Raw genomic sequence first — 19,249 nt, 5'->3', positions numbered from 1 at the left:
GGGAGGCCACGTCCCCGGTGGCCTAGGAAACGGTGCCGAGTTCCTTGACGTCCTGCGCTTCCATCCGCGGGTCCGTGCCCAGCAGGCGCCGCAGCGACATGAGCCGGGCCGGGCCCGACGGTCCCGCATGGCCTGCCGCCACCCAGGCATCGACCCCGCAGTTGACGGCGCTGGAGTCGTGCTTGCAGCCCCGCTCACAGGCGTCCGTGCCGGGCTCGAGGTCCGGGAAGGACCGCAGGATCCGGTCGGGATCCACATGGGCCAGGCCGAAGGATCGGATGCCGGGGGTGTCGATGATCCAGCTGCCGGCCGGTGCATCGTTGACCTTGAGCGCCAGCGCGGAGGAGGAGGTGTGCCGGCCCCGGCCGGTCACGGCGTTGACGCCTCCGGTGGCGCGTTCGGCCCCGGTCAGGGCATTGACCATGGTGGACTTGCCGACGCCGGAGTGGCCGAGCATGACGGTCACCTTCCCGTCGAGGTAGCCGCGCAGCTGGGACACCGCGTCCTTGTCCAGCCGGGCGGACAGCCCGTCGTCCGAGCGGGCGTCGATTCCAGAGGCGGCCGAATCCGCCGTCTTGCTGATGATGACCGGGAAGTCGAGGTGCTGGTAATTGGAGAGCAGCTCGGCGGGATCCTTGACGTCGGCTTTAGTCACCAGCAGCAGCGGCTCGATGCCGGCGTCGTACGCCGCCACGAGGGCGCGGTCGATGAACCCGGTCCGCGGCTCGGGATTGGCGGCCGCCACCACGATCACGAGCTGGTCGGCGTTGGCGACGACGGCGCGTTCGATCGGGTCGGTGTCGTCGGCACTGCGCCGCAGCAGCGTCCTGCGGTCCTGGATCTTCACGAGCCGGGCCAAGGTGTCCGGCTCCCCGGTGACATCACCCACGAGCGAGACGTAGTCGCCGGCCACCACGGGGTTGCGGCGCAGTTCGCGGGCGCGGGCGGCGATGATGGTGCGCTCAGTTCCGGCGCCTTCGTCGACGACGGCGGTGTAGCGGCCCCGGTCAACGGTGATGATCCGGCCGGTGACGGCGTCGTCATGGCTTGGGCGGTCTTTGGTGCGCGGCCGCGTGCCCTTCTTGTTGGGACGGATCCGGACGTCGGATTCGTCCCAGGAATCAGTGCTGCGGGCCACGGGCCGCATCCTTGTTCGAGGCGCCGGGCTCTGCAGGCGCTGCCGTGCCCGCGGCGGCGCTGCCCTGGGCCAGCATGGCTTCCCAGAGCCGGGGGAAGTCAGGCATTGTTTTGGCCGTGGTGGCGATGTCCTCGACCTCAACGCCGGGTACCGCCAGGCCCAGGATGGCCCCGGCTGTGGCCATCCGGTGGTCGGCATAGCTGTGGACGACGCCGCCGTGCAGTGCGGCCGGGCGGATGATGAGCCCGTCGCCGGTTTCCTCGGCGTCTCCGCCGAGGCGGTTGATCTCGGCCACGAGCGCGGCCAGCCGGTCCGTTTCGTGCCCGCGGAGGTGGGCAATGCCGCTGAGCCGGGACGGGCCCGTGGCCAGCGCACACAGGGCCGCGACGGTCGGCGCGAGCTCGCTGGTTTCGTCGAAATCGCCGCCCAGGATGGCCGGGCCTCCCGTGACGGTCAGCGTCCCGTCCTCGAGCGTGACGGTCGCTCCCATGGTGGTCAGGATGCTCCGCCAGAGGTCGCCCACCTGGGTGGTCTCGGCGGGCCAGTTTGGGATCCGCACGGTGCCGCCTGTTGCCAGAGCGGCCGCCAGGAACGGGCCGGCGTTGGAGAGGTCTTGTTCGATCCGGCGGTCGAAGGCGCGGATGCTGCCGGGGGAGACAACCCAGTGGTTGGGACGGGAGTCATCGACGTCGACTCCGACCGTGCGCAGCACCGCGACCGTCATGTTGATGTGGTCAAGGCTCGGCACGGATTTGCCGGGGTGTTCCACGCTCGCGTGTTCCAGGTGGAGCCCCTCGGCGAAGCGCGCGCCGGCCAGCAACAGGGCGGACACGAACTGGGAGGAGGCGCTGGCGTCGATGACGAGATGGCCGCCGCGCACGGTGCCCGTGCCCCGGACGGTGAACGGCAGGGACGAGGCCGCTCCGCCGTCCGGCCCCCGGACCTCAACGCCCAGGCCGGTCAGCGCCTCGATGATGGTTCCCATTGGCCGCTTGCGGGCGTGCGGGTCGCCGTCGAACAGCGTCCCGCCGCGGCGCAGGGCCGCCACCGCCGGGACGAAGCGCATGACGGTGCCCGCGAGGCCGCAGTCGATGCTTCCCGCGGACGCCGGCTCGTCCAGGCCGATCGGCGTGATCTCCAGGTCCGGGCCAAAGGTGCCGTCGCCGGGAACCTCGGTGATGGTGGCTCCGAGCTGGCGGAGCGCCTCGATCATCAGTGCCGAGTCACGCGAATGCAATGGAGCCCGCAGGCGCGAGGGGCCGTCCGCGAGGGCAGCGAGCACCAGGTACCTGTTGGTCAGGGACTTGGACCCCGGAACGGTGACTGTCGCGTCGACGGGCCGTCCGGCATGCGGGGCCCGCCAGTGCGGAGCCCCGTCGGCCGGAATGGGGTGAACAGCTGCTGTGGGGGTGGCGCCTGTCATTGCTCTCTTATGCTCCGGCCGTGTGGGGTACGGCCTTGCGGACGGCTTGGTCGGCCTTCTTCAGCTGCTTGCCCGTGGTCCTCTTCACGTCCGAGGCGAGGTGTCCGGCCGTTTTCCTGGCATCGGCTGCGAGGTGCTCCGCGCGCCAGGCCAGGCCGGGCTTTCCGTTTGTGTCGACGGAGGCGAGCAGGACGCCGCCGGTCAGTGTCACGTTCTTGAGCAGCTGCCTACGGCGGGAACCGCGGCCCTCCTTGGAGGAACTGTCCGCGCTGCGCCACTCGACGTAGCCGTTGAGGGCCGAGATCACGGCCAGCACAGTGGCGGCCAGGCGCGACCCCTTGCCCAGGGCGAGGCAGATTCCGGCGCCGACCTGGGTGCCGCCCAGAACCCGGGCGAGGACCTTCTCGTCGGTCTGGAAGGGCAGCGATGCGGCCGCGCGGCGCAGGAGGGGGGAAAGCTGTGTCGCAGTGGCGTCCGCGTTCTTCAGCTTGTCCATGCCGGCGAGGACGAAACTGGAGGCGAGCATGGGCCGGGCGAGAAAACGGACAAAGGACATGAATTTCCTCCTGGATGAACGAACCGCGGAATCGAAGCGGGAGAACCGGTTCTAGTCTTGCACTTTTGCGGAATATTTGCCTGTTGCGCGTGGTTGTGAATTGCAGGTTCCCGGGCGCATAGCGCGGCCGGATTTGGAGTGGCATCTGGCCCGGCAGAACGGGCCGGACAGCAGCATTCCAGAACAGCAGGAGTCCAGAACAGCAGCGGTGCAAAGAGGGCGACGCCGTAACGGCGGGGCTTGCCGCGGCGCGATGAAGGCATGGAGGGCGGAAATGTGTTGCTCGTGAAGGAAAGCGTAAAGCTGAAGGTGGGGCCCGGAAATCCCTGGGTCAAAGCGAAGCCTGTCCGCCGGGTTGAATCCCTGGACGCTGGTTCCGAAAGCCCGCGCCACGTGACAGTAGACTTGAAGGCAATGAGTTCCATGGATCCGGCCGTTGCGGCCACGCACGAGGTTGCCGGAAACGACGCCACGCCCAGCCCGACACCCTTAGCCAGCCCGGTTGGCGCGTCTCCTGACCCTGCCCAGGAGATGATCGTCGACGGGCAGCAGGTGGACACCACCACCGAAACGGGAGAAGAGCGCCGGGTCCGCTTCGAACGTGATGCCATGCAGTACGTGGACCAGCTGTATTCCGCCGCCATGAGGATGGCCCGAAACCCGGCAGACGCCGAGGACCTGGTCCAGGAGGCTTACACCAAGGCATTCTCGGCTTTCCACCAGTACAAGCCGGGAACCAACCTGAAGGCGTGGCTGTACCGCATCCTGACCAACACCTACATCAATCTTTACCGCAAACGGCAACGCGAGCCACTGCAGTCGAATTCGGACACGATCGAGGACTGGCAACTCGCCCGGGCAGAGTCGCACACCTCTGCGGGCCTGCGGTCGGCCGAGGCGGAAGCCCTGGACCATCTACCGGACACGGACGTGAAGCGGGCCCTGCAGGCAATTCCGGAGGAGTTCCGGCTGGCCGTCTACTTCGCCGACGTCGAGGGCTTCGCGTACAAGGAAATTTCAGACATCATGAACACCCCGATCGGGACTGTCATGTCCCGGCTGCACCGCGGCCGGAAGATGCTGCGCGACATGCTCGCCGATTACGCGGCCGAACGGGGATTCAAGGCGGCCGAACCCAAAGCAACAGCCGGAAGCGACAAACAGGAGAACAGGAAATGAGCGACTGCCAGGGACTGGGCGACTGCGACGACGCCCGGATGCAACGGATCTACGAGTATCTGGATGGGGCGCTCACACACGATGACATCGCAGAGATCAAGGACCACCTGGACGGCTGCCCGGAGTGCTTCGAGCAGTATGACCTCGAGTGTGTCATCCGCGTAATGGTGAAGCGTTCGTGCACCGAGGCTGCCCCAGAGAACCTGAAGAACGCGATTCTCGACCGGATCCACGCCAGCAACCCGGTAGAGGCCTGACCGCCAGGACCGCACAAAGCGAATGACCCCGGAATCCGTGAGGACTCCGGGGTCATTCGCTTTAAAGCTGTAATCCAAGCTTTTGCTTAGGCGTTGGGGCGCTTACCGTGGTTCGCGCCGCCACGCTTACGGTCACGACGTTTACGTGCACGTTTGCTCATAGCTGGCCTCCTTAATCTGGGTACTCAAAAGAGCTGCCCTCAAGTCTCCCACATCACGGGTTAAGCCGCGAACCGGGCCGACAATCACTACGGCTCAGCCCTCCAGCGAATTGCGGATGGAGATCCGCGCCTGGTCGAGTACGGTCTTGACCGTCTCCAGCGTCACCGGCGTGATCGGGCGGACGCTGCCGTGGCGGCGCAGTTCGATGCGGATGTCATCCCGGAAGGCCTGGACCAGCATCTCAGCTTCCCGCAGCCGGGCGTCCCCTTCCTGGGAGTAGCGGGGAACGGTCGCTGACCCCGCTACCGGTGAAGCGGAACGCGCGGCGGACCGGGCCGCCTCGGCCGTCGCAGCCAGGTCCGCCCGCAGGCCCTGCATGTTGACCCGGATGTCCTGCCGCAGGTTGTCGGCGAGCCGGCGGACCGAGGCGGAGATCTCGTTTTCGACGCCCGCAAGCTCGTCCCGCCGGCGGTTGAGTTCCACAAGCCCCGCCGGGGTGATGCTGTAGTTCGTCCTGCGGCCCTCGGCCTCAGTGGCGACGAGCCCCTCCTCCTCAAGTTTCCCGAGCCGGGGGTAGATCGTGCCGGCGCTGGGGGAGTAGGTGCCGCCGAAACGTTCGCTGAGTGCCTTGATCAGCTCGTAGCCGTGCTTGGGGCCGGACTCGAGCAGCGCGAGCAGATACAGCCGCAGGGCGCCGTGGGCAAAGACGGCGGGCATCAGCGTGCCTGTCCGGTATCGGCGGATGGCTGGCCGTGGAAGATGGAGGTCTTTCCGGAGACGGAGTTGGTCCGGACCAGCATGAGCTGGGTATCCGGGCCCGCGATCGTCTGAACGGTGCCGCCGGGCTGAATGTATTTCTGGTTGTCGATGATGACGGCACCGCTGGCGGATTTCGCCACGATGTCGACACCGACGTCGTGCGGGAGCCGGATGGTGACGTCGCCCGAGACGGAATTGGCCCCGAAGTCATGCGTGAAGCCGTGCAGGTCAAAGCTGAGGTCGCCGCTGACCGTGTTGGCCCGGATGTTGCTGAACTCGCCCGAGGCCGTGACTTCCCCGGAGACGCTCTTGGCCGTCAGAACGCCGCGGTGGTTGCGGGCGATCACTTCCCCGCTGACTGTGTTGACCGCGAGCTCACCGGAGGTGCCGTCGGCGAGGACCGAGCCGGAGACAGTACTGAGGCGGCTGTGGCCGCTGATACCTGACACCAGGCCGTCGCCGCTGACCGTGCCCGCTTCGACCTCGACGCCGGCGGGCAGGGCGATGCTGATGACGACGGCGTTGCTGCTGTTGTTGTTGACGGTCCCCATCAGGTTCTTGAACCAGCCCTGGGCCCCGTGCAGCTGGTGCCGTACCTCCAGCCGGCCGTTCACCAGCGAGACGGTGAGCGGGTCCCCGGAGATCTCAGAGACTTCGATTCGGGCCACGGCCTCCTCATGGGTCACGATGTCGAAGCGCCCCCGGACGATGCCGAGCTTAAGCGAGCGGACGCCGTCGACGTCGATGACCTGCGGGCCGGTGACGGTCCAGGTGTTCTCTTCCATGGTTCCTCCGGAGATAGGCTCTCTGTGCACAATTGCGATATATCGCGACTGTGAAACTCACGCTATATCGTCTCTCCGGTGCGGTCAAGATATATCGCGGCAGAGTTCCGGGGCCCGGCGAGGACGTGGGTCCGTCTATTCGGGTGCTTCGATCCGCAGCCACTGGAACCACCCTCGGTGCAGCACCAGCCATGCCATCAGGCCGTAGCCGGCCTGGCCCGGCGTACCGCCGTTCGCCGCGAGGTCCTGGCGCCACTGTTCGTGGTTCAGCAGCGGTGAGAAAGTGTCCACGTAGAGGTGCTTGCGGCGCGTGGTGACGTCGGCGAACGCCGTGTTGAGATCGCCCAGCCGGCGGTTCTGCGCGGGATCGAGCGTGGGCGGCGGCCCGACCACGAAGACCTCGATCTTGTTCTGCGAGGCCGAGTCCAGGATGTTCGCCAGGTTCAGCCGGCTGCGGGCCGTGGACAGGCCGAACTCGATGTCCCGGCTGGAGAGACCGATGACGAGGCGGTTCTCGTGGTGGGGGCCGAAGCGGCGTCCGGCCTCCTCAAGCCAGCGCGCGGCCAGCCCCTCGGTGCCTTCCTGCGGGCAGGGCAGGGAGTAGCTCTCCACCGCCACGCCGTCCTGCGGGGTACGGGCCAGCACCCGGCCCAGCCAGCCCAGCGCGCGGGGATCACCGAGCCCGGCCAGCAGCTCATCGCCAACGGCTGCGATCCGCAGCTTTCGATCTTCCACGACTACCTCTTCAGTCCACCGCGTCAATTAAACGGAACCAATTGAATACAGACGATTAAACAAAGCTGCCCGGCCGGAGTTGCGTTCTTCCATCTCCGGCCGGGCAGCTATGTACTTACTTTCGTGCGAACGCCTGCTTGAGCAGGGCGTCCTGCTCGGCCGCGTGCCGCTTCATCGATCCGGCCGCGGTGGACGCCGAGGCGGGACGGGAAACGAGGCGCACACGCCGGTCAATGGCGTCCGGCAGGTTGAGTCCCATGAACGGCCACGGACCCTGGTTGGCCGGCTCGTCCTGGGCCCAGACGACCTCAGCGTTCGGGTACTTGGCCAGCTCCGCGGCGATCTCGGCGGCGGGCAGCGGGTAGAGCTGCTCGACGCGGACGATCGCCGTGGTCTTGTCCTCGGTCTTCTGCCGGGTGGACAGCAGATCGTAGTACAGACGGCCGGAGACCAGCAGCACGCGTTCGACGGCGTCGGCCTGCAGCTGCTCGGAATCGGGGATCACCGTCTGGAAGGTGCCCTGGGTGAAGTCCTCCACGGAAGACGCTGCGGCCTTGAGGCGGAGCAGCTGCTTCGGCGTGAAGATGATGAGCGGCTTGCGCGGCCGGCTGTAGGCCTGGCGGCGCAACAGGTGGAAGTGCGAGGCCGCCGTGGTGGGGTTGGCGACGATCATGTTCTCTTCGGCGCACATCTGCAGGAAGCGTTCGATGCGGGCGGAGGAGTGATCCGGTCCCTGGCCTTCGTAGCCGTGCGGCAGCATCAGCACGAGCGAGGAACGCTGGCCCCACTTCTGCTCGGCCGAGGAGATGAATTCGTCGATGATGGTCTGTGCACCGTTGACGAAGTCGCCGAACTGGGCTTCCCAGAGGACGAGGGCGTCGGGGCGTTCCACCGAGTAGCCGTATTCGAAGCCCATGGCGGCGTATTCGGACAGCAGGGAGTCGTAGATCCAGAGCTTGGCCTGGTCCTCCGAGAGGTTGGCCAGGGGCAGCCACTCGTCGCCGGTGGCGCGGTCGTGGAAGACGGCGTGCCGCTGGACAAAGGTACCGCGGCGCGAGTCCTGTCCGGCGAGCCGGACGGGAACGCCCTCCATGATGAGCGAGCCGAACGCGGCAAGTTCACCGAAGCCCCAGTCAATGCCGCCCTCGCGGGACATCTGCTCACGCTTTTCGAGCAGCTGCTTGAGCTTGGCGTGGACGGTGAAGCCCTCAGGGATGTCGGTGTGGGCCTTGCCGATGCGGGCCAGCATTTCCGCGGAAATTGCCGTGGAGGCCGGTGCATTGATGCCGCTGTCCGACTGCTGCGCAATCGGGCGCTCGAGGTCCGAGATCGCGGCGGAATCCGCCGTGATGATCGGAATCGGCGAGGTCTGGGCCGCGTGCGTTTCGGCGAAGACCCGCTCGAGGCGTTCCTGGTAGTCGCGCAGCAGCTGCTCGGCTTCTTCCTCGGTGATGTCACCGCGGCCGATCAGGGATTCGGTGTAGAGCTTCCGGACCGAACGCTTGGCTTCGATCAGGTTGTACATCAGCGGCTGGGTCATCGAAGGGTCATCGCCCTCGTTGTGGCCACGGCGCCGGTAGCAGACCATGTCGATGACAACGTCCTTGTGGAAGCGCTGGCGGAACTCGTAGGCGAGCTGTCCGATCCGGACCACTGCCTCCGGGTCGTCGCCGTTCACGTGGAACACCGGGGCCTGGATCATCTTGGCGACGTCCGTGGAGTAGGTGGACGAGCGCGAGGAGGACGGTGCGGTGGTGAAGCCGACCTGGTTGTTGACCACGATGTGGATGGTGCCGCCGGTGCGGTAGCCGCGCAGCTGGGACAGGTTGAGCGTTTCCGCCACCACGCCCTGGCCGGCGAAGGCTGCGTCGCCGTGGACCATGATCGGCAGGACTGGGAATGCCTCGCCCTGGTCCAGGCGGTCCTGCTTGGCACGGACGATGCCTTCGAGGACCGAGTCCACCGCTTCGAGGTGGGACGGGTTGGCAGCGAGGTAGACCTTGGTCTCCTTGCCGTTGTCCGAGGTGAAGGTGCCTTCGGTGCCGAGGTGGTACTTCACGTCACCGGAGCCCTGCACGGAGCGCGGGTCCTGTGTGCCCTCGAATTCGCGGAAGACCTGCGCGTAGGTCTTGCCGGCGATGTTGGTGAGCACGTTGAGCCGGCCGCGGTGGGCCATGCCGATCGCCACTTCGTCGAGTTCGTCGTCGGCGGCGTCCGAGATGATGGCGTCCAGCAGCGGAATCAGGGACTCGCCGCCTTCGAGGGAGAAGCGCTTCTGGCCGACGAACTTCGTCTGCAGGAAGGTCTCGAACGCCTCGGCGGCGTTGAGCTTGGAGACGATGCGCAGCTGCTCGTCACGGCTTGGCTTGGAGTAGGGGTGCTCCAACTGGTCCTGGAACCACTTGCGCTCGGCAGGGTCCTGGATGTGCATGTACTCGATGCCGGTAGTGCGGCAGTAGGCGTCCCGGAGAACGCCGAGGATGTCGCGGAAGGCGAGCATCGGCTTGCCGCCGAAGCCGCCCGTGGGCCATTCGCGGTCCAGGTCCCACAGCGTGAGGCCATAGGTAAGGACGTCGAGGTCCGGGTGCTTGCGCTGGACGTACTCCAGCGGATCGGTGTCCGCCATCAGGTGCCCGCGGACGCGGTAGGAGTGGATGAGCTGCTGGATCCGGGCAACCTTGTTGATCTGGTCTGCCGGATCTACCTGCAGGTCCGGGCTCCAGCGCACGGGCTCGTACGGGATGCGGAGCGACTCGAAGATCTCGTCGTAGAAGTTCTGGCCACCGAGCAGGAGCTGGTGCACGAGCTTGAGGAACTCGCCGCTGCCGGCACCCTGGATGACGCGGTGGTCATAGGTGGAGGTCAGCGTGAGGACCTTGCTGATGGCGTTATGCGCGATGATCTTCTCGCTGGCGCCCTGGAATTCGGCCGGGTAGTCAAGGGCGCCGACGCCGATGATGGCGGCCTGGCCCTTGGACAGGCGCGGTACCGAGTGCACGGTGCCGATGCCGCCGGGGTTGGTCAGCGAGACCGTGGTGCCCGAGTGGTCGTCCGCGGTCAGCTTGCCGGCGCGGGCGCGCTTGATCAGGTCCTCGTAGGTGTGCCAGAACTCGGAGAAGTTGAGCGTCTCCGCCTTCTTGATGTTCGGCACCATGAGCAGGCGGGTGCCGTCGGGCTTAGGCATGTCGATGGCGATGCCGAAGTTCACGTGGGCGGGCTGGACGGCGACCGGCTTGCCGTCTACCTCGTCGTAGAACACGTTCATGGACGGGAACTGGGACAGGGCGCGGATGACGGCGTAGCCGATCAGGTGCGTGAAGGAGACCTTGCCGCCGCGGGCACGGGCGAGGTTGGAGTTGATGACCACGCGGTTGTCGATCAGCAGCTTCGCCGGGATGGCCCGCACGCTCGTGGCGGTCGGAACCTCCAGGCTGGTGATCATGTTGGTGGCGATGGCCTTGGCCGGGCCGCGCAGGACGGAGACGACGTCCTCTTCAGGCGCCGTCGGGGCCTTGACGTTCTTGGGGAGCTGGGCCGGGATCGGCGTGGTGCCGGGTCCGGCCTCGGGGGTCCGGGAGCGGTCGCGGGCGACCGTGGCAGGCGCCTTCGGGGCCGCAGCAGGAGCCGCCGCGGGGGCCGTGGCCGGGGCCGTGGCGGCAGGTGCCGCCGGCGCTGCCGCAGGAGGAGCTACTACGGGCATCTCACGGGTGGCCGGGTGCACGGCAGGCGATGCGCCCGAGGCCCCGTTGGAGGAAGAACCATCACCGGCGTCGAAGGATTCGAACAGCGGCCACCATTTGGCGTCCACGGAGTTCTTGTCCTGCTGATACCGCTCGTACAGTTCGTCAACGAGCCACTCGTTTCCGCCAAATTCCTCTGGTAGACGGTGGCTAGGCTGCTCTGGCACTTGAAATACGCCTCTTCCATGAGTTTGATTCCCACTGATTTCCACGGTGCCTTAGCACGACGGTGGACCAGTCTCCGCGTCCAGTGAACCCAGACCTTTGCCAGTCTAGTGACGATTCTTGCCAAACCGCCAATAAGGGTGACTCAAATCATGTGGTCATCGGAAACCTTCGCCGCGGCGTCCGGAACGGCGCCTCCGGGGGCGGCTTCTGCAGCCGCTCCACGGGCCGTCAACCTCGCCTAGAATCGCTCTGAGAACCCTAAGAGCACCGAGAATGCCTATCAAGGAGCAGCGTGCGATTCCTGAACGAGCCCACCACCGACCTGACGTATTCGGACATCTTCCTGGTTCCCTCCCGCTCCGATGTCACCTCGCGGCTGGACGTCGACCTCGCCGCGGACGACGGAACGGGCTCGACGATTCCCCTCGTCGCCGCGAATATGACGGCGGTCACCGGCAAGCGCATGGCCGAAACGATGGCCCGCCGCGGCGGGCTCGCCGTCCTGCCGCAGGACGTGCCGCTTGACGTGATCCGGGACGTCACTTCCTGGATCAAGGCCCGCGACACGGTACTCGAGACCCCGGTGACGCTCGCGCCCTCCGACACGGTCATCGATGCGTTGCACCTCATGGGCAAGCGGCCGCACGGCGCCGTGACAGTCGTCGATGACGCCGGTGCCGTAGTCGGGGTTGTCCGCGCTGCTGACTGCGACGGCCAGGACCGCTTTGCGTCCCTGGCGTCGGTGCTCCGGCACCAGCCGCTCGTGCTGGACGCGGCCCTCTTTGACGGCGCGTTCGACGGCGGGAGCGGCGTCGAACGCGCCGTCAAAGAGGCCGCGCTCCGCCGCGCGTTCGACGCGATGGACTCGGCCGGTACCGACTACGTGCCGGTGCAGCAGGGCGGCTCGCTCCGCGGTGTCCTGACCCGGAGGGGTGCCTTGCGCTCCACCCTGTACCGGCCGGTTCTGGACGACGCGGGCAGGCTCAAGGTTGCCGCCGCCGTCGGGATCAACGGTGATGTTGCAGGACGGGCCGCCGAACTTCTCGCCGCTGGCGTGAATGTGCTGGTCCTCGACACCGCGCACGGCCACCAGCAGAAGATGTTCGACGCGCTGGGCGCCGTCAAGGGCATCAACCCCGGCGTGCCGGTGGTAGCGGGCAACGTGGTCACCGCGGATGCGACCCGGGAGCTCATCCAGGCCGGGGCAGACATCGTGAAGGTCGGTGTGGGGCCCGGCGCCATGTGCACCACGCGGATGATGACGGCGGTAGGCCGTCCCCAGTTCTCCGCCGTCCTGGAATGTTCCGCGGCGGCACGTGCGGCCGGCGGCCGGGTTTGGGCCGACGGCGGTGTCCGCTACCCGCGTGACGTGGCCCTTGCCCTGGCGGCCGGGGCAAGCCAGGTCATGATCGGGTCCTGGTTCGCCGGCACGCACGAGAGCCCCGGGGACCTGCAGCTGGATGCCAGCGGCCGGCAGTTCAAGGAAAGCTTCGGCATGGCCTCGGCCCGGGCGGTCCAGAACCGCAACCAGCGCGAGGGTGCCTTCGAAAAGGACCGCAAGGCCTTGTTCGAGGAGGGCATCTCCACCTCACGCATGTTTGTGGACCCGGCCCGGCCCGGCGTCGAGGACCTGCTCGACATGATCACGGCAGGGCTTCGCAGTTCGATGAGCTATGCCGGCGCGGCGGACCTGGCCGCGTTCCGCGAGCGGGCCGTTGCCGGGATCCAGTCCGCCGCGGGCTACGAGGAGGGCCGCCCGGTCCCGCAAAGCTGGTGATCGCCGCCGCCGGTTGCGTGTCCGTCTGAGGCCCCGTCGCCGGGCGTCACCGAACGTCCGGCGGCAGGCGCTCCTGTAGACTGACATTCTTATGGACAGTAAATCTAGGTGCCGGCCTGGGGGCTGCCAGCGGAGAACGGAAACCGTTACCGCGCAGTCCACCCGCAGAGCCGGCAAACCCCGTTCACGCGCCCATCGCTCACCGGCAGCCCACGAGCCCGGAGCCTTTCAGGAAACAGGGTCAGCGCACGCCGACCGTCCTCCGCCGGGCCGATCCCACCAGCACGCCGCAGCGCCGGAAGCAGGCCGCTAGATGGAGTGGCTCCTGCTCGCAGCCGGCCTGCTGCTCATTCTCGGCACCGGCTTCTTCGTAGCCGTTGAGTTTTCCCTTGTCGCCCTGGACCAGGCCACCGTCCAGCGTGCCGTGGACAACGGCGATACTGCCGCCGCGCCGCTGCTCAAGTGCCTCAAATCCCTGTCCACCCAGCTCTCCAGCTGCCAGCTCGGCATAACCATGACCACGCTGCTCACCGGCTACGTCATGGAACCGTCGGTCGGAGCGCTGCTCGAGGGGCCCCTGACCGTACTTGGGTTCCCGGATGCTGCCGCAGCCTCGGTGTCCCTGGTGCTCGCGATGTCCCTGGCCACGCTGCTGTCGATGCTGATCGGCGAGCTGGTGCCAAAGAACATGGCCATCGCCTTGTCCTTTCCGATCGGCCGGGCCCTCGCGCGCCCGCAGCTGGTTTTCACCGCCATCTTCAAGCCCGCCATCGTGGTGCTCAACGGCTTCTCCAACAAGGTCCTTAACGTCTTCGGGCTCGAGGCCAAGGAAGAGATCTCGGGTGCCCGCACCCCGGCCGAATTGGCGTCCCTGGTGCGCCGTTCCGCGGCGATGGGAACCCTGGACCCCGGAACCGCCAACTTCGTGGCCCGAACCCTCAAATTCTCGTCCCAGACGGCCGCGGACGTCATGACGCCCCGCATCCGGGTGGAAACGATCGACGCGGACCAGCCTGTCACTGACATCGTGGAGGCCGCCAAACGCACGGGCTATTCGCGCTTTCCCGTCATCGGCGAGTCCTCCGACGACATCCGCGGCGTGGTCCACGTCAAGAAAGCCATCGCCGTTCCCTCGGGCAGGCGGGCCAACCTTGAAGCCGGTGCCATCATGACCGACGTGCTGCGCGTACCGGAAACCATCCACCTCGACGCACTGCTGGCCGAGCTGCGCGAAGGCAACCTGCAGCTGGCCGTGGTCCTCGACGAATACGGCGGAACCGCCGGCATCGCCACCCTGGAGGACCTGGTGGAGGAGATCGTCGGAGAAGTCGCGGATGAACATGACAAGGTCCGGCCCGGGCTGCTGCAGAGTGCCTCGGGGGACTGGTACTTCCCGGGACTGCTCCGGCCCGATGAGCTCTCCGAACAGATCCCCGGCCTCAGCGTGCCCGACGAAGCAGCCTACGAGACAGTGGGAGGCTACGTCATGAGCAAGCTGGGCCGCATCGCAACCGTCGGAGACACCGTCGACGTCGGCGTCGGATCCTTGAGCGTCACCCGCATGGACGGGCGACGGATCGACCGGATCTGCTTCAGGCCCGCCCGCGTCAGCGGCGGGGAGCATGGGGACAATCAAAAGTCCGGCCAGGTTGGTGCCGCATGAGCGACTGGGTAGGAATTCTCTGGCTCGTCGTCCTCCTGATCGGCAACGCCTTCTTCGTGGCCGCCGAGTTTGCGGTCATGTCCGCACGGCGGAGCCAGATCGAACCGCTCGCCGAGGCCGGGTCCAAGCGGGCCCAGACCACCCTGCGGGCAATGGAGAACGTCTCCCTGATGCTGGCCTGCGCCCAGCTCGGCATCACGGTCTGCTCGCTGCTCATCCTGCAGGTCGCGGAACCTGCCATCCACCACCTGATGGCGGTGCCGCTGGAAGCCGTGGGCATGCCGATGGAAATCGCCGACGTCGTTGCGTTTGGAGTCGCGCTGCTGGCCGTCACCTTCCTGCACGTCACGTTCGGCGAGATGGTGCCGAAGAACATTTCGGTTTCGGTCGCGGACAAGGCAGCCCTGCTGCTGGCCCCGCCGCTGATGTTCGTCGCCCGGGTGGTGAAGCCGGTCATCGTGGCCCTTAACTGGTCCGCGAACCACATCCTGAAGCTGATGCGGATCGAGCCGAAGGATGAGGTCACGTCCTCCTTCACGCTCGAGGAAGTCCAGTCGATCGTGCAGGAGTCCACGCGGCACGGCCTGGTGGACGACGACGCCGGGCTCATCACCGGCGCGCTGGAGTTTTCCGAGCACACGGCCTCCCGGGTGATGGTCCCGCTGGAGAAGCTCGTGATGCTCAAGGCGGCCACCACGCCGGTGGAGTTCGAGAAGGCCGTGAGCCGCACCGGGTTCTCGCGCTTTCCGATGCTGGACGAGGACGGCATGCTCTCCGGCTACCTGCACATCAAAGACGTGCTCTCGATCCCCGACGCGGCGTACGGCCAGCCGATCGCCGAAAGCCACATCCGGTCGCTGGCAAACCTGGCGATGGACGATGAGATCGAGAAGGCCATGTCCGTCATGCAACGTACAGGCTCGCACCTGGCCCGCGTGATCGGGCCGGACGGGAAGACCCAGGGCGTGTTGTTCCTCGAGGATGTCATTGAGGAACTCGTCGGGGAGATCCGCGACGCCACCCAGGCGACCGGCTACCGGAGGCTCGGACAGGACTAAGCATCTACGGGACGTAGCCCTAAATAGGAACCATTCCTATTTAGGGCTACACTTTTAGCTGTTGCTATTGCTCCTGATTCTCATTACCAGATCCGAGGTTTCCCCATGCGTCGTCCTGCCGCCCGTGCCCTAGTCACCGCTGTAGCCGGCCTCAGCGTGCTGCTGACAGCCTGCAGCCCGACGGCGGAGAGCACCCGGGCGAGTGCCGGTGACGGTGTCATCGAGGTCGTCGCCGCCACGAGCGTCTACGGCGACATTGTCGGCACCATCGGCGGCGACAGGGTGCGGGTCAACTCCATCATCGCGCGCACCAGCCAGGACCCGCACTCCTACGAAGCCACCACCCAGGACAAGCTCGCGGTGTCCAAGGCCGAACTGCTCGTGGAAAACGGCGGCGGCTACGACGACTTCATCCACAAGCTCGCGGACGATACCGGGCTGGACCACGCTAAGGTCCTGAACGCCGTCGAGCTTTCCGGGCTGGCTCCGGAGGAGGACGCCGGCGCCCACACCGAAACATCCGACGCCAGCGGCCATGCCCACGGCCACGAGGGCTTCAACGAGCACGTCTGGTACAGCCTGCCGGCAATGTCGCGGCTGGCCGACGCCGTCGCCGCTAAACTCGGCGAGCTGGATCCGGCCTCTGCCGGGACCTTCACATCCAATGCAGCATCCTTCAAGGAATCGCTCGCCGGTCTTGAAGCCAAGCTGGCCACCACCAAGGCCGCGGCAGGCCACGCGGCGGTCGCCGTCACTGAGCCCGTACCCTCGTACCTGCTGGCTGCTGCCGGTCTGGAAGACGAGACCCCCGCCGAGTACAAGGCTGCCATTGAATCCGGTTCGGACGTCCCGCCCGCAGTGATGAAGGCCGCCGTCGACCTTGTCCGCTCCGGCGGGGTCAGGCTGCTGGCGTACAACCCGCAGACCGAAGGCCCCCAGACGCTGGCGCTGAAGGAGGCCGCCGCGGCGGCAGGGGTTCCGGTGCTGGACTTCAGCGAGACCCTGCCGGACGGCAAGAGCTACCTCCAGTGGATGGCGGACAACGTCGACGGGATCAGCAAGGCGCTGGCCTAAGATTGTCGGGACAGCGTGAGCAGAACGACTTTGCGCAGAAATCGAGGAAATCCACGTTGACACCGGCAGTGAGCCTTCGCGGCGCCTCCCTCTCGTTCGGCAAACGGACACTGTGGGAAAACCTGGACCTGGACATCAACCCGGGTGAGTTCTTCGCCGTCCTCGGCCCCAACGGCAGCGGGAAGACCACCTTTCTCAAGGTGTTGCTTGGTCTGCAGGAGCTCACCTCCGGGACGGCGGTACTGGACGGACACCCGGTAGAACGGGGCAGCCGGCGGATCGGTTACATCCCGCAGCAGAAGTCCTTTGACCCGGACACGCCACTGCGCGCCCGCGACCTCGTGGGGCTCGGCATCGACGGCCACCGCTGGGGAGTCCGCCTCGGGGCTGCCGCGGCTAACCGCAAGATCGACCGGCTGCTCGAACTCGTCGGCGCCGAAGAGTATGCCAAAGTACCGGTCGGCCAGCTCTCGGGCGGCGAGCAGCAGCGGCTGCGGGTCGCCCAGGCCCTCGCCACGGACCCGAAGGTATTGCTCTGCGACGAGCCGCTGTTGTCCCTCGACCTCCAGCACCAGCAGGCCGTCAGCGGCCTGATCAATGACCAGTGCCGTGAGCAGGACAGCGCCGTGGTGTTCGTGACGCACGAGATCAACCCCATCGTGGATTACGTGGACACCGTGCTCTACCTGGCCGGCGGACGTTTCCGGGTTGGCCGGCCGGAGGACGTCATGACCACCGAGGTCCTTTCCGATCTCTACGACAGCCATGTCGAAGTGATCCACGCCAACGGCCGGATGGTCGTGGTCGGCGTCCCCGACGCCACCACGCACCACCACGAGGATGCGCACGCCGTGGCAGGGGAGGTGGGCTAGATGGACCTCGACAGCCTGCTCAACTCGATCTTCAACTTCGAAAACTACGGGGAATTGCTCGTGCTGGTCCAGAACTCGATCTGGGCCGGGGCTGTCCTGGGCCTGCTGGGCGGCCTGGTCGGGACCTTCGTGATGAAGCGGGACCTGGCGTTCGCGGTACACGGCATCTCCGAGCTCTCGTTCGCGGGCGCTGCCTTTGCCCTCCTGGTCGGCGTGGACGTGATGCTCGGTTCCCTCGCCGGGTCGGTCGTGGCGGCGCTGCTCCTGGGACTGATGGGCGTCCGTGCCCGGGACAAGAACTCGACCATCGGCGTGCTCATGCCCTTCGGACTGGGCCTGGGCATCCTGTTCCTGTCACTCTATGAAGGCCGGGCCGCCAACAAGTTCGGTCTGCTCACCGGACAGATCGTCTCCGTCGGAACCGTCCAGCTCCAGGTGCTGGCCGGTGCCGCCGTCGTCGTCATGCTTGCCCTGATTGCCATCTGGCGGCCGCTGACCTTCGCCAGTGTCGATCCCGACGTCGCCGCGGCCCGCGGGGTGCCGGTCCGGGCCCTCGCCCTCGGGTTCATGCTGCTGCTGGGCGTCAGCGTCGCGCTCTCCATCCAGATCGTCGGAGCGCTGCTGGTGCTCGCGCTGCTGATCACGCCCGCCGCCGCCGCGTTGCGGGTGACGTCCTCGCCCCGGCTGGTGGTGGCCCTCAGCGTGGTCTTCGCCGTAACCGCGACGGTGGGCGGCATCCTGCTGGCCCTCGGCGGCCGGCTCCCGATCAGCCCCTACGTGACCACCCTGTCGTTCCTGATCTATGTGGTCTGCCGGCTGGTCGGCGGAGTCCGGGCCAAGCGCGGCATCAACGGCCGCGTGCTGCGGAGCGAGCCGGTCCCGGTCTCCTAGCAGGCGGGGAAATTCCGCGGGCATGCCGCTACCTGTCCGTGCATTTGCGCCGTAGGGTGCAGCTATGGGGGTTCGAATCACGACGGCGGCGCGTCGGCTGCTGTTCCTCGCCGCGCTTTTGCTGGTATCGGTGCCGTCCGTGACGGCGTGCGTCCAGGAGGATATCCCGCCGGATCTGTCCAGCCGGGAGGCCTTCGCCCGCAGCGTCATGACCGCGGCAACCTCCGGCTCGGTGGAACAGGTCGAGAAACTGGTCCTCGATGACCGGCTCAACGTTGGGCCCGAGGCTCAGCAACTGGTCGAGTCCACCCGCGACTGGGCACCGGGTTCCTGGCAGCTCCTGCTCAGCAACGACTTCCCGGCAGTTGCCACCGTCGAGGCGTCGCGGAACGGCCTGTCTCCGACGGTCAGGTATCAGATCTCCTGGAGCCAGGGGCGTTGGGTATTGATCCTGGGCGAAACAAAGAACCCGCCGCCGGGAGGCGCCGGCCTCGGAATCGGCAAGGATCCCAATCCGAAAATCCTGCCGGACGAAGGGCAGGGCGACCCGGTGCCCATTCCCTCGACGGGTCAACTTTCACAGGGTTGTACCGATGCAGTGGACAGCTCGAGCAGCGGGAGCAGTGCCGGCACGGGCGGCGGCGCCGGGGCGCTGGCGTGTCGGCAGTTCACGTCAACGGCGGGCAACGCCCGCGGTCAGAACCTCTCCTGGCTGGCGTCCACGCCGCTTCACCTGAGTTTTGACCTGGTGAATGCATCGTTGACCATGGTGGTCCGGATGCCGTGCGGAGTCTTGAATGTCCCGGTGTCCGCCGATGCCTTTTCGCTGACACCCGTTCCGGGCGGCCTCGTGGAGTCCGCAGACGGCTGCACTGGTCCGGAGTCGGACCAACGAAGCTGGACCACGGCCTATTTCCGGGAGCCGCTGATCTACCGACTGGACCCTCAGACGTTGACCGTCACCAATGGGTCGGGCCAGATCAGGTTCACCAGGGACTGAGTTGCTTTGGAA

At 66.8% G+C, this 19,249-nt stretch carries 17 protein-coding genes; 9 read left to right on the top strand and 8 right to left on the bottom strand.

Annotated features, from left to right (window positions below; translation table 11 throughout):
• Positions 1-22: 22 nt before the first annotated feature.
• From rsgA to OM977_RS13545, 3 genes are read right to left on the bottom strand one after another with little or no spacing between them, the layout of a single operon-like run.
• Positions 23-1,138 carry a ribosome small subunit-dependent GTPase A gene (gene rsgA, locus OM977_RS13555; protein ID WP_264354455.1) on the bottom strand — a complete coding sequence of 372 codons (1,116 nt, stop codon included), beginning with the start codon at positions 1,136-1,138 and terminating at the stop codon, positions 23-25.
• Positions 1,122-2,561 (bottom strand): 3-phosphoshikimate 1-carboxyvinyltransferase, encoded by a 1,440-nt coding sequence (gene aroA / locus OM977_RS13550; protein ID WP_264354454.1) that lies wholly within the window; start codon positions 2,559-2,561, stop codon positions 1,122-1,124. The genes rsgA and aroA overlap by 17 nt, the downstream gene beginning before the upstream one ends.
• A 7-nt stretch (positions 2,562-2,568) precedes the next feature.
• Positions 2,569-3,117: a DoxX family protein gene (locus OM977_RS13545; protein ID WP_264354453.1), complete on the bottom strand. Its 549-nt coding sequence runs from the start codon at positions 3,115-3,117 to the stop codon at positions 2,569-2,571.
• Positions 3,118-3,531: 414 nt separating this feature from the next.
• Between OM977_RS13545 and OM977_RS13540 the strand changes: the two genes are divergently transcribed.
• Together OM977_RS13540 and rsrA are read left to right on the top strand one after the other, a co-directional pair.
• Positions 3,532-4,296 carry a sigma-70 family RNA polymerase sigma factor gene (locus OM977_RS13540; protein ID WP_270103028.1) on the top strand — a complete coding sequence of 255 codons (765 nt, stop codon included), beginning with the start codon at positions 3,532-3,534 and terminating at the stop codon, positions 4,294-4,296.
• Complete coding sequence (gene rsrA, locus OM977_RS13535) at positions 4,293-4,553, top strand: mycothiol system anti-sigma-R factor (protein WP_264354452.1); 261 nt, start codon at positions 4,293-4,295, stop codon at positions 4,551-4,553. Before OM977_RS13540 ends, rsrA begins: the two co-directional genes overlap by 4 nt.
• An 86-nt stretch (positions 4,554-4,639) precedes the next feature.
• Here the strand turns inward: rsrA and OM977_RS19765 are convergent, their stop codons facing one another.
• The 5 genes from OM977_RS19765 to OM977_RS13515 all read right to left on the bottom strand — a co-directional run bounded on the left by OM977_RS19765 (position 4,640) and on the right by OM977_RS13515 (position 10,901).
• Positions 4,640-4,714 carry a 50S ribosomal protein bL37 gene (locus tag OM977_RS19765; RefSeq protein ID WP_104061284.1) on the bottom strand — a complete coding sequence of 25 codons (75 nt, stop codon included), beginning with the start codon at positions 4,712-4,714 and terminating at the stop codon, positions 4,640-4,642.
• 94 nt (positions 4,715-4,808) lie between these two features.
• On the bottom strand, positions 4,809-5,432 hold the full coding sequence (locus OM977_RS13530; RefSeq protein WP_264354451.1) for a PadR family transcriptional regulator: 624 nt from the start codon (positions 5,430-5,432) through the stop codon (positions 4,809-4,811).
• Positions 5,432-6,259 (bottom strand): DUF4097 family beta strand repeat-containing protein, encoded by an 828-nt coding sequence (locus tag OM977_RS13525; RefSeq protein ID WP_264354450.1) that lies wholly within the window; start codon positions 6,257-6,259, stop codon positions 5,432-5,434. The genes OM977_RS13530 and OM977_RS13525 overlap by 1 nt, the downstream gene beginning before the upstream one ends.
• A gap of 135 nt (positions 6,260-6,394) precedes the next feature.
• Positions 6,395-6,994, bottom strand: a complete 600-nt coding sequence (locus OM977_RS13520; protein ID WP_264354449.1) for a GDSL-type esterase/lipase family protein — start codon at positions 6,992-6,994, stop codon at positions 6,395-6,397.
• A gap of 115 nt (positions 6,995-7,109) precedes the next feature.
• Positions 7,110-10,901: a multifunctional oxoglutarate decarboxylase/oxoglutarate dehydrogenase thiamine pyrophosphate-binding subunit/dihydrolipoyllysine-residue succinyltransferase subunit gene (locus OM977_RS13515; RefSeq protein ID WP_264354448.1), complete on the bottom strand. Its 3,792-nt coding sequence runs from the start codon at positions 10,899-10,901 to the stop codon at positions 7,110-7,112.
• A gap of 293 nt (positions 10,902-11,194) precedes the next feature.
• On the opposite strand from OM977_RS13515, the gene OM977_RS13510 reads away from it, so the two are divergent.
• The 7 genes from OM977_RS13510 to OM977_RS13480 all read left to right on the top strand — a co-directional run bounded on the left by OM977_RS13510 (position 11,195) and on the right by OM977_RS13480 (position 19,237).
• A complete protein-coding gene (locus tag OM977_RS13510) occupies positions 11,195-12,679 on the top strand; it encodes a GuaB1 family IMP dehydrogenase-related protein (RefSeq protein WP_264354447.1) in 1,485 nt (494 codons plus the stop codon).
• 313 nt (positions 12,680-12,992) lie between these two features.
• A complete protein-coding gene (locus OM977_RS13505) occupies positions 12,993-14,342 on the top strand; it encodes a hemolysin family protein (protein WP_264354446.1) in 1,350 nt (449 codons plus the stop codon).
• Entirely contained in the window at positions 14,339-15,400 is a 1,062-nt protein-coding gene (locus tag OM977_RS13500) for a hemolysin family protein (RefSeq protein WP_264354445.1), read from the top strand. The genes OM977_RS13505 and OM977_RS13500 overlap by 4 nt, the downstream gene beginning before the upstream one ends.
• 105 nt (positions 15,401-15,505) lie before the next feature.
• Positions 15,506-16,474 carry a metal ABC transporter solute-binding protein, Zn/Mn family gene (locus OM977_RS13495; RefSeq protein WP_264354444.1) on the top strand — a complete coding sequence of 323 codons (969 nt, stop codon included), beginning with the start codon at positions 15,506-15,508 and terminating at the stop codon, positions 16,472-16,474.
• 68 nt (positions 16,475-16,542) lie between these two features.
• Positions 16,543-17,346 (top strand): metal ABC transporter ATP-binding protein, encoded by an 804-nt coding sequence (locus tag OM977_RS13490; RefSeq protein ID WP_264354443.1) that lies wholly within the window; start codon positions 16,543-16,545, stop codon positions 17,344-17,346.
• Positions 17,347-18,237, top strand: coding sequence for a metal ABC transporter permease (locus OM977_RS13485; RefSeq protein ID WP_264354442.1), 891 nt, complete (start codon positions 17,347-17,349; stop codon positions 18,235-18,237).
• A gap of 64 nt (positions 18,238-18,301) precedes the next feature.
• A complete protein-coding gene (locus OM977_RS13480) occupies positions 18,302-19,237 on the top strand; it encodes a hypothetical protein (protein WP_264354441.1) in 936 nt (311 codons plus the stop codon).
• Positions 19,238-19,249 lie beyond the last annotated feature (12 nt).

This window comes from Pseudarthrobacter sp. MM222 (genome assembly GCF_947090775.1).
GTDB lineage: Bacteria > Actinomycetota > Actinomycetes > Actinomycetales > Micrococcaceae > Arthrobacter.
This window is presented reverse-complemented; position numbering and strand designations above follow the sequence as displayed.